The sequence below is a fragment of the Bacillus sp. GW821-FHT01G09 genome (assembly GCF_059422205.1).
In genome coordinates this window covers 205,929-219,097 of record NZ_JBWKWL010000004.1, presented here as the reverse complement: position 1 = coordinate 219,097, position 13,169 = coordinate 205,929, and the positions used below count along the sequence as shown (strand labels likewise).

Sequence of the window (13,169 nt, the reverse complement as noted above, 5' to 3'; positions counted from 1 at the left end):
ACAATGAAAATTGCTTTGATCGCGCATGACAAGAAAAAACAGGACATGGTTCAATTTACGACTGCCTATCGGGATATTTTAAAGAATCATGATTTATACGCAACCGGAACCACAGGGTTGAAAATTCAAGAGGCGACAGGTCTTCAAATTGAACGTTTTCAATCCGGCCCTTTAGGGGGAGACCAGCAAATCGGTGCATTGATCGCTGCCAATGCACTCGATCTTGTCATTTTTTTGCGCGACCCGCTGACCGCGCAGCCGCATGAACCGGATGTCTCGGCATTAATCCGGTTATGTGATGTGTATTCCATTCCGCTCGCCACAAATATGGGTACTGCGGAAATTCTTGTCCGCACACTTGATGAAGGTGTTTTCGAATTCCGTGACCTTCTTCGGGGAGAAGAGCCGAATGTATAATGCTGACGTTCTTGCTTTTGGCGCCCACAGTGATGATGTCGAGATCGGAATGGGCGGCACAATAGCGAAGTTTGTCAAACAGGGAAAAAAAGTAATGATATGCGACTTGACAGAAGCGGAACTCTCTTCTAACGGTACGGTCAGTTTACGTAAAGAAGAAGCAGCTGAAGCAGCCCGCATATTAGGCGCAGATAAAAGAATTCAGCTGACGCTTCCAGACCGCGGCCTAATAATGAGTGATCAGGCAATTCGGTCGATTGTCACTGTCATCAGAACCTGCCGCCCAAAAGCGGTTTTTATGCCGTATAAAAAGGATCGCCATCCGGATCACGGCAATGCGGCTGCACTGGTGGAAGAAGCGATCTTTTCCGCCGGAATCCATAAATATAAAGATGAAAAAAGCCTTCCGGCGCATAAAGTCAGCAAGGTTTACTATTATATGATAAATGGTTTTCATCAGCCGGATTTTGTCATTGATATCTCGGATACAATAGAGGCAAAGAAACAAAGCCTCAACGCCTACAAAAGCCAGTTTATCCCGTCAAAGGATTCAGTTTCTACTCCTCTGACGAATGGTTATATCGAGATCGTTGAAGCGAGAGAAAAGCTTTACGGTAAAGAAGCGGGCGTGGAGTATGCCGAAGGTTTCTTTTCCAAACGGATGCTGATGCTTGATCATGATGTGCTTGGGGGCGAACAATGAGAAAACTAAAAGTAGGAATCACATGCTATCCGAGCGTTGGAGGCTCAGGTATCATTGCGACAGAACTGGGGAAGCAGCTTGCTGAAAAGGGACATGAAATCCATTTCATCACATCAAGCATTCCGTTTAGACTGAATACATATCATCCCAATATTCATTTTCATGAAGTTGAGGTTAATCAATATGCTGTTTTTAAATATCCTCCGTATGATTTGACATTGGCAAGCAAAATCGCTGAGGTGGCGGAACGGGAGAATTTAGACATTATCCATGCTCACTATGCTCTTCCGCATGCCGTTTGCGCCTATCTTGCAAAACAAATGCTGAAACGCAATATCGGCATTGTTACAACTTTGCATGGCACGGATATCACGGTGTTAGGTTATGATCCGTCTCTAAAAGATCTGATCCGTTTTGCTATTGAGTCATCAGACAGAGTGACGGCAGTCTCCTCAGCGCTTGCGGCTGAAACGTACGATTTAATTAAACCGGAGAAAAAAATTGAAACGATTTATAACTTTATAGACGAGCGCGTGTATCTGAAGAAAAACACAGCGGTGATTAAAGAGAAACATGGAATTTTACCAGATGAAAAAGTCGTCATCCATGTGTCCAACTTTAGAAAGGTTAAACGCGTGCAGGATGTCATCCGTGTGTTCCGCAATATCGCTGGCAAAACGAAAGCGAAGCTGCTTTTAGTCGGAGACGGTCCGGAGAAATCGACAGCCTGCGAGCTTATCAGAAAATATGGCTTGGAAGACCAAGTCTTAATGCTTGGAAATCAAGACCGTGTTGAAGAACTTTATTCTATTAGCGATTTGAAGCTGCTGCTATCTGAAAAAGAAAGCTTCGGTCTTGTCCTGCTTGAAGCGATGGCTTGCGGAGTGCCTTGTATCGGAACAAACATTGGCGGTATCCCTGAGGTTATTAAAAACAATGTGAGCGGATTTTTGGTGGATGTCGGTGATGTTGCGGCCGCAACAGCCCGCGCGATGAGCATTTTAGAAGATGAACAGCTAAGCAATCGTTTTACAAAGGCGGCAATAGAGATGCTTGAAAATGAATTTTCTTCTAAAAAAATTGTCAGCCAGTATGAACAGATTTATGCCGATTTAGCAGAACCGGAGTGATCACATGGAAAAAGTTTTTATCAAAGCACTTCCCGTGCTCCGCATCTTAATCGAAGCGGGCCATCAGGCTTATTTTGTCGGGGGCGCAGTTCGTGACAGCTATATGAAACGAACGATCGGAGATGTCGATATCGCGACAGATGCGGCACCTGATCAAGTAGAACGGCTGTTTCAGCGAACTGTTGATGTAGGCAAAGAGCATGGGACCATTATTGTGCTCTGGGAGGATGAAACCTATGAAGTCACGACATTCCGGACTGAATCTGATTATGTTGATTTCAGAAGACCGTCAGAAGTGCAATTTATCTCATCATTAGAAGAGGATCTAAAACGAAGAGATTTAACGATCAATGCGATGGCCATGACAGCGGACGGGAAGGTGCTTGATTATTTTGGCGGCAAGAAAGATATTGATCAGAAAGTGATTCGAACCGTTGGAAAGCCTGAGGATAGATTTCAAGAGGATGCGCTTCGTATGCTGAGAGCCGTACGTTTTATGAGCCAGCTTGGCTTTACGCTTTCACCGGAAACAGAAGAAGCCATTGCGAAAGATAAATCACTCCTCTCCCATGTTTCAGTCGAACGAAAAACTATAGAGTTCGAGAAATTGCTGCAGGGAAGAGCTTCTCGCCAGGCGCTTCAAACGCTCATTCAAACGAGATTGTATGAAGAGCTTCCTGGTTTTTATCATAAACGAGAAAACCTGATTTCAACGAGTGAGTTTCCATTCTTCTCTTTAACATCCCGTGAGGAGCTTTGGGCTGCTCTGTTAATTAACCTTGGCATAGTCTTGAAAGACGCGCCCCTTTTCCTGAAAGCCTGGAAGCTCCCGGGAAAAGTGATCAAGGAAGCCATTCACATTGCCTATACGTTTGGCCAGAGCCTTGACGCAATGACAATGTACAGAGCTGGGGAAAAAGCACTGCTCTCAGCGGCCAAAATATCGCAGCTTCGGCAAAACGAAAAACTGGATGAAAAGAAACTGAAGGACATTCAGTACGCTTATCAAAACCTGCCGATCAAAAGCCTTAAGGATCTTGATATCACGGGTAAGGACTTGCTTGCGCTTCGAAACCGACCGGCCGGAAAATGGGTGTCGGAAGAATTACAGCGGATCGAGCAGGCTGTTGTGACAGGGAAGCTCTCCAATCAAAAGAAACACATAGAGGAGTGGCTGAAGACATGCGGTCAACATTAAGAAAAGACCTTATTGAATTATTTTCTCAGGCCGGCAATGAATTTATTTCCGGCCAAAAAATCAGTGATGCTCTCGGCTGTTCAAGAACTGCTGTGTGGAAGCATATTGAAGAGCTTCGGAAAGAGGGTTATGAAGTAGAAGCCGTTAGAAGAAAAGGATATCGGCTCATCAAAAAACCCGGAAAACTCAGTGAAAGCGAAATTCGTTTTGGATTAAAAACGGAAGTGATGGGCCAGCATCTTATTTACCATGACGTTCTTTCAAGCACGCAAAAAACGGCTCATGAGCTCGCGAATAATAACGCACCGGAAGGCACCCTCGTGGTGGCTGACAAACAAACAGCCGGAAGGGGCCGAATGTCTAGGGTATGGCATTCTCAAGAAGGAAACGGTGTTTGGATGAGCCTGATTTTGCGGCCTGACATTCCGCTCCAAAAAACACCGCAGCTGACTCTGCTTGCTGCAGTAGCTGTTGTGCAGGGAATAGAAGAGGCAGCAGGCATCCAAACGGATATTAAATGGCCAAATGATATTTTGATTAACGGAAAAAAAACAGTCGGTATCCTAACGGAAATGCAGGCTGAAGAAGACCGCGTACGTTCAGTGATCATTGGGATCGGCATTAACGTTAACCAGCAGCCTAATGATTTTCCAGATGAATTGAAGGACATCGCGACAAGCCTCAGCCAAGCTGCTGAGGAAAAAATTGATCGGGCCGGCGTCATCCAGCATATTTTACTATGCTTTGAGAAACGGTACCGGGATTATATGACGCACGGATTTACGCCGATTAAGCTTTTATGGGAAAGCTATGCGCTCGGTATTGGCACTAATATGAGAGCCAGAACGTTAAACGGAACCTTTTACGGTAAGGCGTTAGGTATAGATGATGAAGGCGTTCTGCTTTTAGAAACGAACGAAGGCATTAAAAAAATCTATTCTGCCGATATCGAATTGGGCTAATGTGTTGGTACAAGCCCGTTGATTTTGGTATACTTCCATTGGGCAGTATCGCCTGCGAACTGCACCTATTATTAAAATAGATAGACATTGCAGCAGTCTGCCTTGATCCAAAAAAGGACTGGGACAGAGGGATGAAACTCGCCGAACTTTAGAAAGTGAAGAATCCTTCTCGTTGTAACGGAAGGTTTTTTGGCTTGCAGAAGAAAACGGCAGATCATCTCCTCTAAACATGAGGAGGAGAAAACATGAAAACAAAACTGGATTTTCTAAAAATGAAGGAGTCTGAAGAACCGATTGTCATGCTGACCGCTTATGATTATCCGGCAGCTAAACTTGCTGAACAAGCGGGAGTTGACATGATTTTAGTCGGTGATTCACTTGGAATGGTCGTCCTCGGCCTTGATTCAACTGTCGGTGTGACAGTTGCGGACATGATCCATCATACAAAAGCCGTTAAAAGGGGTGCGCCGAATACCTTTATTGTGACAGATATGCCGTTTATGTCTTATCACCTGTCTAAGGAAGATACGCTGAAAAATGCAGCGGCTATCGTTCAGGAAAGCGGAGCTGACGCACTGAAGCTTGAGGGCGGAGAAGGCGTGTTTGAATCCATTCGCGCATTGACGCTTGGAGGCATTCCAGTAGTCAGTCACTTAGGTTTGACACCGCAGTCAGTCGGCGTACTGGGCGGCTATAAAGTACAGGGCAAAGACGAACAAAGCGCCAAAAAATTAATAGAAGACAGTATAAAATGCGAAGAAGCAGGAGCTATGATGCTTGTGCTGGAATGTGTGCCGGCAGAACTCACAGCCAAAATTGCCGAGACGCTAAGCATACCGGTCATTGGAATCGGGGCTGGTGTGAAAGCGGACGGACAAGTTCTCGTTTATCATGATATTATCGGCCACGGTGTTGAGAGAACACCTAAATTTGTAAAGCAATATACGCGCATTGATGAAACCATCGAAACAGCAATCAGCGGATATGTTCAGGATGTAAGACATCGTGCTTTCCCTGAACAAAAGCATTCCTTTCAAATGAACCAGACAGTGCTTGACGGCTTGTACGGGGGAAAATAAGATGAGACAGATTACTGATATTTCACAGCTGAAAGAAGCCATAAAACAATACCATTCAGAGGGCAAGTCAATCGGATTTGTTCCGACGATGGGGTTTCTGCATGAGGGGCATTTAACCTTAGCAGACAAAGCAAGACAAGAAAACGACGCCGTTATTATGAGTATTTTTGTGAATCCTGCACAATTCGGCCCTAATGAAGATTTTGAAGCATATCCGCGCGATATTGAGCGGGATGCAGCTCTTGCAGAAAACGCCGGAGTCGATATTTTATTTACGCCAGATGCTCATGATATGTATCCCGGTGAAAAGAATGTCACGATTCATGTAGAAAGACGCACAGACGTGTTATGCGGGCGCTCAAGAGAAGGACATTTTGACGGGGTCGCGATCGTACTGACGAAGCTTTTCAACCTAGTCAAGCCGACTCGTGCCTATTTCGGTTTAAAAGATGCGCAGCAGGTAGCTGTTGTTGATGGGTTAATCAGTGACTTCTTCATGGATATTGAATTGGTTCCTGTCGATACGGTCAGAGAGGAAGACGGCTTAGCCAAAAGCTCTCGCAATGTATACTTAACAGCTGAGGAAAGAAAAGAAGCGCCTAAGCTGTATCGGGCCCTTCAAACAAGTGCGGAGCTGATCCAAGCCGGTGAAAGAGATCCTGAAGCGGTGATAAAAGCTGCAAAAGAAATCATTGAAACGACAAGCGGAACCATAGACTATGTGGAGCTTTATTCCTATCCGGAACTCGAGCCTGTGAATGAAATTGCTGGAAAGATGATTCTCGCTGTTGCAGTTGCTTTTTCAAAAGCGCGTTTAATAGATAATATCATTATTGATATTCGAGAAATGGAGAGAATATAATATGTATCGAACAATGATGAGCGGCAAGCTTCACAGGGCAACTGTTACGGAAGCAAACCTGAACTATGTGGGAAGCATTACAATTGATGAAGATCTCATTGATGCTGTGGGAATGCTTCCTAATGAAAAAGTACAAATTGTGAATAATAATAATGGAGCACGTCTTGAAACGTATATTATTCCTGGTAAACGGGGAAGCGGCGTCATATGCTTAAACGGTGCAGCCGCACGCCTTGTGCAGGAAGGAGATAAGGTCATTATTATTTCCTACAAAATGATGTCTGATCAAGAAGCGGCAAGCCACGAGCCGAAAGTGGCTGTTCTGAATGATCAAAACAAAATTGAACAAATGCTGGGAAACGAACCAGCCCGTACAATTTTGTAGAAGAAAAGCCCCCTTTATCGGGGGTTTTCTTTTAAGATTTTGAGAGTAAAACGGTTTTGCCGCTCCATTTCCGTACAAAACGTGTTACACTTTTGTCGTATGCAAGAATTGAGGTGTCCATTTTAATGAATAAGCAACGGTTCGTTGTTATAGATGTAGAGACAACAGGGAATTCGCCGAAGAAAGGCGATAAAATCATACAAATCGCAGCGGTTGTAATCGAAAATGGACAAATTACTGAGCGGTTTTCAAAATACATTAATCCAAATAAATCAATCCCTGCTTTTATTGAGCAGCTTACTGGAATCTCTAATCAAATGGTAGAAAATGAACAGCCCTTTGAAGCAGTTGCTGAAGAAGTATTCCAATTGCTTGACGGCGCTTATTTTGTCGCCCACAATATCCATTTTGACCTTGGATTTGTCAAGTATGAGCTGCATAAGGCGGGCTTTCAGCTCCCAGATTGTGAAGTGCTTGATACTGTCGAGCTCTCACGCATTGTTTTTCCGGGATTTGAAGGGTATAAGCTGACGGAATTAAGCGAGGAGCTTCAGCTGCGGCATGATCAGCCGCACCGGGCTGACAGCGATGCTGAAGTGACAGGGCTTATTTTTTTGAAAATCCTTGAAAAGCTGCGGCAGCTTCCTTATCCGACATTAAAGCAGTTAAGAAGGCTTTCGCAGCATTTCATCAGTGATCTGACGCATTTGTTGGATATGTTCATTAATGAAAACAGACATACCGAGATACCGGGCTATACGCGCTTTTCTTCGTTTTCTGTCAGAGAACCTGAAGCTATCGATGCTCGTATAAATGAGGACGAGAACTTCTCATTTGAGATCGAAAGCTGGGAAGCGGGAAATGAAAAAGCGCTGTCAGAGTTAATGCCTGGGTATGAAAAAAGAGACGGCCAAATGATGATGATGAGAGAGGTGGCTGATGCGTTTGCCAATCGTGAGCATGCGCTGATTGAAGCTCCTCCGGGAATCGGAAAAACGATTGGCTATCTTATTCCGGCTGCGCTTTTTGCCAAGAAATCAAAAAAGCCAGTCATTATCAGCACGTATTCGACGCTTTTACAGCAGCAGATTCTCACAAAGGATTTGCCGATTGTCCAAGATCTGTTTCCATTTCCGGTAACAGCGGCGATTTTAAAAGGGCAATCGCATTATTTATGCCTGTATAAATTTGAGCAGGTGCTTCATGAAGAAGATGATAATTATGATGCCGTACTGACGAAGGCACAGCTTCTCGTTTGGCTGACAGAGACAGATACAGGAGATGTAGCGGAACTGAATTTGCCTTCAGGCGGAAAATTGCTGTGGGACAGATTGGCATATGACGATGACTCCTATAAAAGAAGTCGCAGTGAGCATGTGATCGGGTTTTACGAGCGGGCCAAACAGATTGCTATGCGCTCCGATTTGGTGATCACCAATCATTCCCTTTTGCTGACCGATGAAGGCAGCCAGAAAAAAAGGCTTCCCGAAAGCGGCACATTTATTATTGATGAAGCACACCATTTTGAACGTGCGGCAAGCGAACATTTAGGGAAAAGAGCCACGTACATAGAATTGCATACGAAATTGAGCAGAATCGGCACTCTGAAGGAGCAAGGACTTCTAAAAAAGATGAGACAGCTATTCCAGCGAAACAGACTACCGGTTGATTCATTTTTCGAATTGGAAGAGTGGCTTCAGCACGTTCAAGCAGAAAGTGATGCTTTCTTCAGCTCTGTACATTCTTTTGTCAAACGAAGAAAACCTAAAGAAGACTTAAATCGTCTAGTGTTTAAGGTGAACAAAGAAAGCCAGGATAAAAGCTGGTCGATCTTAACGGATGGTGCGGAGAGGCTTTGTTCCATGCTGACACATTTGCAGCAGCTTTTTGAGGCACAGTCATCCCTGATGGAAAAACATTTGAAGGGTATGAAGAGCAAAACCGTCTTTTTAGCCGATGAATACCAAAGAAGCATGAAAGGCTTGCAGCATTACTGTCAGGCGTTGCAGAAGCTCTTCTTTGGGTCTGATGACGATGAAGCGGTTTGGATTGAAATAGATGCAAAGGGTGCGAAAAATGCAGTGGCCATTTACTCACAGCCTCTTGAACCTGGTGAACTTCTGGCTGATCAGTTTTTCGCGCGCAAAAATAGTGTGGTGCTGACATCTGCAACCCTTACAGTCGAAGGTTCTTTTCAATTTATGATTGAACGACTGGGACTGAGTGACTTTTTCCCGCGGACAATGAGAATTGATTCACCCTTTTCTTACGATGAGCGTATGCAGGTGATGATTCCAAAAGAAATGAAATCAATTCAGGATACAGGGCAACCTGAATTTATACAGGGTACAGCCCGTTATATCGAACTGATGGCAAAGGAAAAACAGCCTAAAATCCTTGTGCTGTTTACATCCCATGATATGCTGAAAAAGGTTCACCAGGAGCTTAAGCATAACATGAGTGCTTCCGGCATTCAGCTCTTGGCACAAGGGATTACAGGCGGAAGTCCCGGCAAACTCATGAAGACTTTTAAAACATCCAATCAGGCGATCCTGCTCGGAACAAATCATTTTTGGGAAGGCGTTGATTTCCCTGGTGATGAGCTGACGACAGTAATGATCGTGAGGCTCCCATTCCGGTCCCCTGATCACCCGCTTCATGCTGCAAAATGTGAGCTTGCCCGCAAAAAAGGAAAGAATCCGTTTCAAACAGTGTCATTACCGGAAGCTGTGCTGACCTTCAGGCAAGGAATCGGACGCTTGCTGCGTTCTGCGGGAGACAAGGGAACGATTATTATATTGGACAGACGGATTAAAACCGCTGGTTACGGCCGGCTGTTTCTTGATGCCTTGCCGACAACCTCAGTATCCGAAATGACTGACAGCGAGCTTGAAGCTTATGTTGCAGGGGAAAAAGAATAAAAGCCGCATAAAGCGGCTTTTGCGGTGTGGGAGTAGGATGGTGTTTTATTTAAAAGCGGATTTCCCGCTCTGTGATACTAGTATGGCGTGTCCTGAAATGGAGTATGACTAACAATATTTGTTCAAACTGGAGGATGAAAAAATGGAAAGTAAAATCGAAATTCTTTCAACAATTAATGTAGAGCATTCTGATGATCTGTATAAAATTGTGGACACATTGAATCGTACACTGAAAAGAGACAATCTGATGTTCGGCCTTGCGCTGGATGAAGAAAACAAAAACCAAGCCGTTTTTACCATATATCGTACGTAGGTGAGAAGATGAGAAAAAAAGCATTAATATTTACCGTCATTTTTGGTATTATTTTTTTAGCAGTACTTCTTGTCTCGGCAAGCATTTATAAATCAGCCATGGCACAAAAGGAAGAGGGGCACGAAGCAGCAGCTGCTGAAGCTAAAAAAGAAACCGATCTCGCCAATGTTGATCAAGTCGAAACATTTGTCGGAAAAGAAAAATATTATGTTGTAAAGGGAACGGATAAAAAAGGCACTGCATTATATGTCTGGGTTCCTGCTGATAAAAAAGCAAAAATTCTCTCAAAAGAAGCGAAAGAGGGAATCTCTGAAGACAAAGCGGCGAAAATCATAAAGGATGAAGGGCTGGTTTCAAAGCAAAAAGAGGTTCATCTGGCAAGAGAAGGAAACGTCCTGCTTTGGGAAGTGACGTACTTAGACAAAGAAGGGCAATACAGTTTAAGTTATGTGGACTTTACAACTGGAAAGATTCTCAAAAATATCACGCCTTAAGACGAATTAGGGGGAGTTCAAGTTGAAACTGGCAAAAAGAGTATCCGCATTAACACCATCAACCACACTGGCAATCACAGCGAAAGCGAAAGAACTGAAAGCCGCAGGCCATGATGTCATCGGCTTAGGAGCAGGCGAACCTGACTTCAATACACCGCAGCATATTATTGATGCCGCTGTGCGTTCGATGAACGAGGGCCATACGAAATACACGCCTTCCGGTGGTTTGGCTGAACTGAAAAACAGCATTGCAGAGAAATTTAAACGCGACCAGAATATTGAATACAAACCGTCTCAAATTATTGTCTGCACTGGTGCCAAACATGCTCTGTATACCCTTTTCCAAGTGATTTTGGATGAAGAAGATGAAGTTATTATTCCAACGCCTTACTGGGTAAGCTACCCGGAGCAGGTGAAACTCGCTGGCGGAAAGCCTGTTTATGTAGAAGGGCTTGAGGAAAATCACTTCAAAATTTCGCCTGAGCAGCTGAAAAATGCAATTACGGAAAAAACAAAAGCAATCGTTATTAACTCTCCAAGCAACCCGACTGGTGTCATGTATACGGAAGAAGAACTATCTGCACTCGGTGAAGTGTGCCTTGAACATGATATCTTGATTGTGTCAGATGAAATTTATGAAAAACTTACATACGGTGGAAAGAAACATGTTTCCATTGCACAGCTGTCAGACAGACTGAAAGAGCAAACGGTCATTATAAACGGCGTATCGAAGTCCCACAGCATGACAGGCTGGAGAATCGGTTATGCGGCAGGCTCTGAAGACATTATTAAAGCGATGACGAACCTTGCAAGCCACAGCACGTCAAACCCGACATCAATCGCACAGTACGGAGCGATTGCTGCTTATAACGGGCCTTCTGAGCCATTGGAAGAAATGAGAGAAGCATTTGAACATAGATTAAATACGATCTATGCAAAGCTTATAGAAATCCCAGGGTTCAGCTGTGTGAAGCCGGAAGGTGCTTTTTACTTGTTCCCGAATGCAAAAGAGGCAGCTCAATCTTGCGGTTTCAAAGATGTAGATGAATTTGTTAAAGCACTTCTCGAGGAGGAAAAAGTTGCGATTGTTCCAGGATCCGGATTTGGCTCTCCTGAGAATGTCCGTCTTTCTTATGCAACATCGTTAGATCTTCTTGAAAAAGCCATTGAAAGAATCAAGCGTTTTGTAGAAAAACATAGCTAACAGATCAAAAAGCGGCTGACAGAAAAGCCGCTTTTTATCTGCATTGACCCGGTTAGTTAAGAGCGGGTATAATAAAGTGATGATAAAAGAGTTCGCGGGGCAATGAGCTTCCGAATGTCTTTCTTGTTTTGGAGGGAAATATGTTGAAAACAACAATCAACCAAGTGTACAAGCACGTAGGTGAGGAAGTAACGATCGGAGCTTGGGTCGCTAATAAGCGTTCAAGCGGGAAAATTGCGTTTTTACAGCTTCGGGACGGTACCGGTTTTATTCAGGGTGTCGTAGTCAAAGCGGAAGTGGAAGAAAGCATTTTCCAAACAGCTAAATCAGTGACGCAGGAAACGTCGCTCTATATAAAAGGGATTGTCAAAGAGGACGAGCGTTCTCCGCTTGGATATGAACTTGCTGTGACAGATATTGAAGTCATTCACGAAGCGACCGATTATCCAATTACACCAAAAGAACACGGAACGGAATTTTTGATGGATCACAGACATTTATGGCTGCGTTCAAAGCGCCAGCATGCGATCATGAAAATCCGTAATGAAATCATTCGCGCGACTTACGAATTCTTTAATAACGAAGGCTTCGTAAAAGTGGATCCGCCGATTCTGACTGGAAGTGCACCTGAAGGAACAACAGAACTCTTTGCGACAAAGTACTTTGATGAAGATGCTTATCTGTCTCAAAGCGGCCAGCTCTACATGGAAGCTGCGGCAATGGCTTTAGGAAAAGTATTCTCTTTCGGACCGACGTTCAGAGCGGAAAAGTCTAAAACAAAGCGTCACTTAATCGAATTCTGGATGATCGAACCGGAAATGGCGTTTGTAGAATTTGAAGAAAACCTTCAAGTACAGGAAAATTACGTTTCTTTCATCGTGCAATCAGTTCTTAAGAATTGCAAAATTGAATTAAACACATTGGGAAGAGACACGTCAAAACTTGAGCAAATCAAAGCTCCATTCCCAAGAATCACGTATGATGAAGCGATTGAATTTCTGAAAGAAAAAGGCTTTGACGATATCGAGTGGGGAGATGATTTCGGAGCGCCTCATGAAACAGCGATTGCTGAACACTATGACAAACCGGTATTCATCACTCGCTATCCGACGTCCTTAAAACCGTTCTATATGCAGCCGGCTTCTGACCGTGAGGACGTTGTGCTTTGCGCTGACTTGATTGCTCCGGAAGGCTATGGAGAAATCATCGGCGGGTCTGAACGGATTCACGATATGGAACTTTTGGAATCGCGTCTTAAAGAACATGGACTGGATTCTGACGCATATAAATGGTATGCTGAACTTAGAAAATATGGATCAGTTCCTCATTCCGGCTTCGGCCTTGGATTAGAGCGGACAGTAGCTTGGATCAGCGGAGCGCCTCACGTTCGTGAAACGATTCCGTTCCCAAGACTGTTAAACCGTCTGTATCCGTAATACATTCAAATGAAACAAAAAAGAGTCTCCTGCAAGGGAGACTTTTTACAGTAAAGGGGCAATCA

General features: G+C 44.1%; 13 protein-coding genes. All 13 read left to right on the top strand.

What is annotated here, in order from left to right; translation table 11 throughout:
• The first annotated feature begins 3 nt into the window (after window positions 1-3).
• The 13 genes from mgsA (at window position 4) to asnS (ending at window position 13,104) form a co-directional block, all read left to right on the top strand.
• A complete protein-coding gene (gene mgsA / locus AC07VD_RS14635; RefSeq protein WP_014477171.1) occupies window positions 4-417 on the top strand; it encodes a methylglyoxal synthase in 414 nt (137 codons plus the stop codon).
• Window positions 410-1,120, top strand: a complete 711-nt coding sequence (gene bshB1 / locus AC07VD_RS14630) for a bacillithiol biosynthesis deacetylase BshB1 (RefSeq protein WP_014480112.1) — start codon at window positions 410-412, stop codon at window positions 1,118-1,120. The genes mgsA and bshB1 overlap by 8 nt, the downstream gene beginning before the upstream one ends.
• Entirely contained in the window at window positions 1,117-2,250 is a 1,134-nt protein-coding gene (bshA, locus tag AC07VD_RS14625) for an N-acetyl-alpha-D-glucosaminyl L-malate synthase BshA (RefSeq protein ID WP_217018362.1), read from the top strand. The genes bshB1 and bshA overlap by 4 nt, the downstream gene beginning before the upstream one ends.
• Window positions 2,251-2,254: 4 nt before the next feature.
• Window positions 2,255-3,448, top strand: a complete 1,194-nt coding sequence (locus AC07VD_RS14620) for a CCA tRNA nucleotidyltransferase (RefSeq protein ID WP_217018364.1) — start codon at window positions 2,255-2,257, stop codon at window positions 3,446-3,448.
• Entirely contained in the window at window positions 3,433-4,410 is a 978-nt protein-coding gene (locus tag AC07VD_RS14615) for a biotin--[acetyl-CoA-carboxylase] ligase (protein ID WP_114523467.1), read from the top strand. The genes AC07VD_RS14620 and AC07VD_RS14615 overlap by 16 nt, the downstream gene beginning before the upstream one ends.
• 245 nt (window positions 4,411-4,655) lie before the next feature.
• The gene (panB, locus tag AC07VD_RS14610) at window positions 4,656-5,489 is read left to right on the top strand and encodes a 3-methyl-2-oxobutanoate hydroxymethyltransferase (RefSeq protein ID WP_003230652.1); all 834 of its coding nucleotides are present in this window, start codon (window positions 4,656-4,658) and stop codon (window positions 5,487-5,489) included.
• 1 nt (window position 5,490) lies between these two features.
• Window positions 5,491-6,351, top strand: a complete 861-nt coding sequence (gene panC / locus AC07VD_RS14605) for a pantoate--beta-alanine ligase (protein WP_024571841.1) — start codon at window positions 5,491-5,493, stop codon at window positions 6,349-6,351.
• 1 nt (window position 6,352) lies between these two features.
• Window positions 6,353-6,736, top strand: coding sequence for an aspartate 1-decarboxylase (panD, locus tag AC07VD_RS14600; protein WP_003225586.1), 384 nt, complete (start codon window positions 6,353-6,355; stop codon window positions 6,734-6,736).
• Window positions 6,737-6,861: 125 nt separating this feature from the next.
• Entirely contained in the window at window positions 6,862-9,657 is a 2,796-nt protein-coding gene (gene dinG, locus AC07VD_RS14595) for an ATP-dependent DNA helicase DinG (protein ID WP_494721824.1), read from the top strand.
• A 142-nt stretch (window positions 9,658-9,799) separates the two neighbouring features.
• Window positions 9,800-9,970: a YpmA family protein gene (locus tag AC07VD_RS14590; RefSeq protein WP_003225588.1), complete on the top strand. Its 171-nt coding sequence runs from the start codon at window positions 9,800-9,802 to the stop codon at window positions 9,968-9,970.
• Window positions 9,971-9,978: 8 nt separating this feature from the next.
• Window positions 9,979-10,464, top strand: a complete 486-nt coding sequence (tseB, locus tag AC07VD_RS14585) for a cell wall elongation/penicillin-binding protein regulator TseB (RefSeq protein ID WP_014477164.1) — start codon at window positions 9,979-9,981, stop codon at window positions 10,462-10,464.
• A 22-nt stretch (window positions 10,465-10,486) separates the two neighbouring features.
• Window positions 10,487-11,668 carry an aspartate transaminase AspB gene (gene aspB / locus AC07VD_RS14580; RefSeq protein WP_003230667.1) on the top strand — a complete coding sequence of 394 codons (1,182 nt, stop codon included), beginning with the start codon at window positions 10,487-10,489 and terminating at the stop codon, window positions 11,666-11,668.
• Between the two features lie 143 nt (window positions 11,669-11,811).
• Window positions 11,812-13,104: an asparagine--tRNA ligase gene (gene asnS / locus AC07VD_RS14575; protein ID WP_004398777.1), complete on the top strand. Its 1,293-nt coding sequence runs from the start codon at window positions 11,812-11,814 to the stop codon at window positions 13,102-13,104.
• Window positions 13,105-13,169 lie beyond the last annotated feature (65 nt).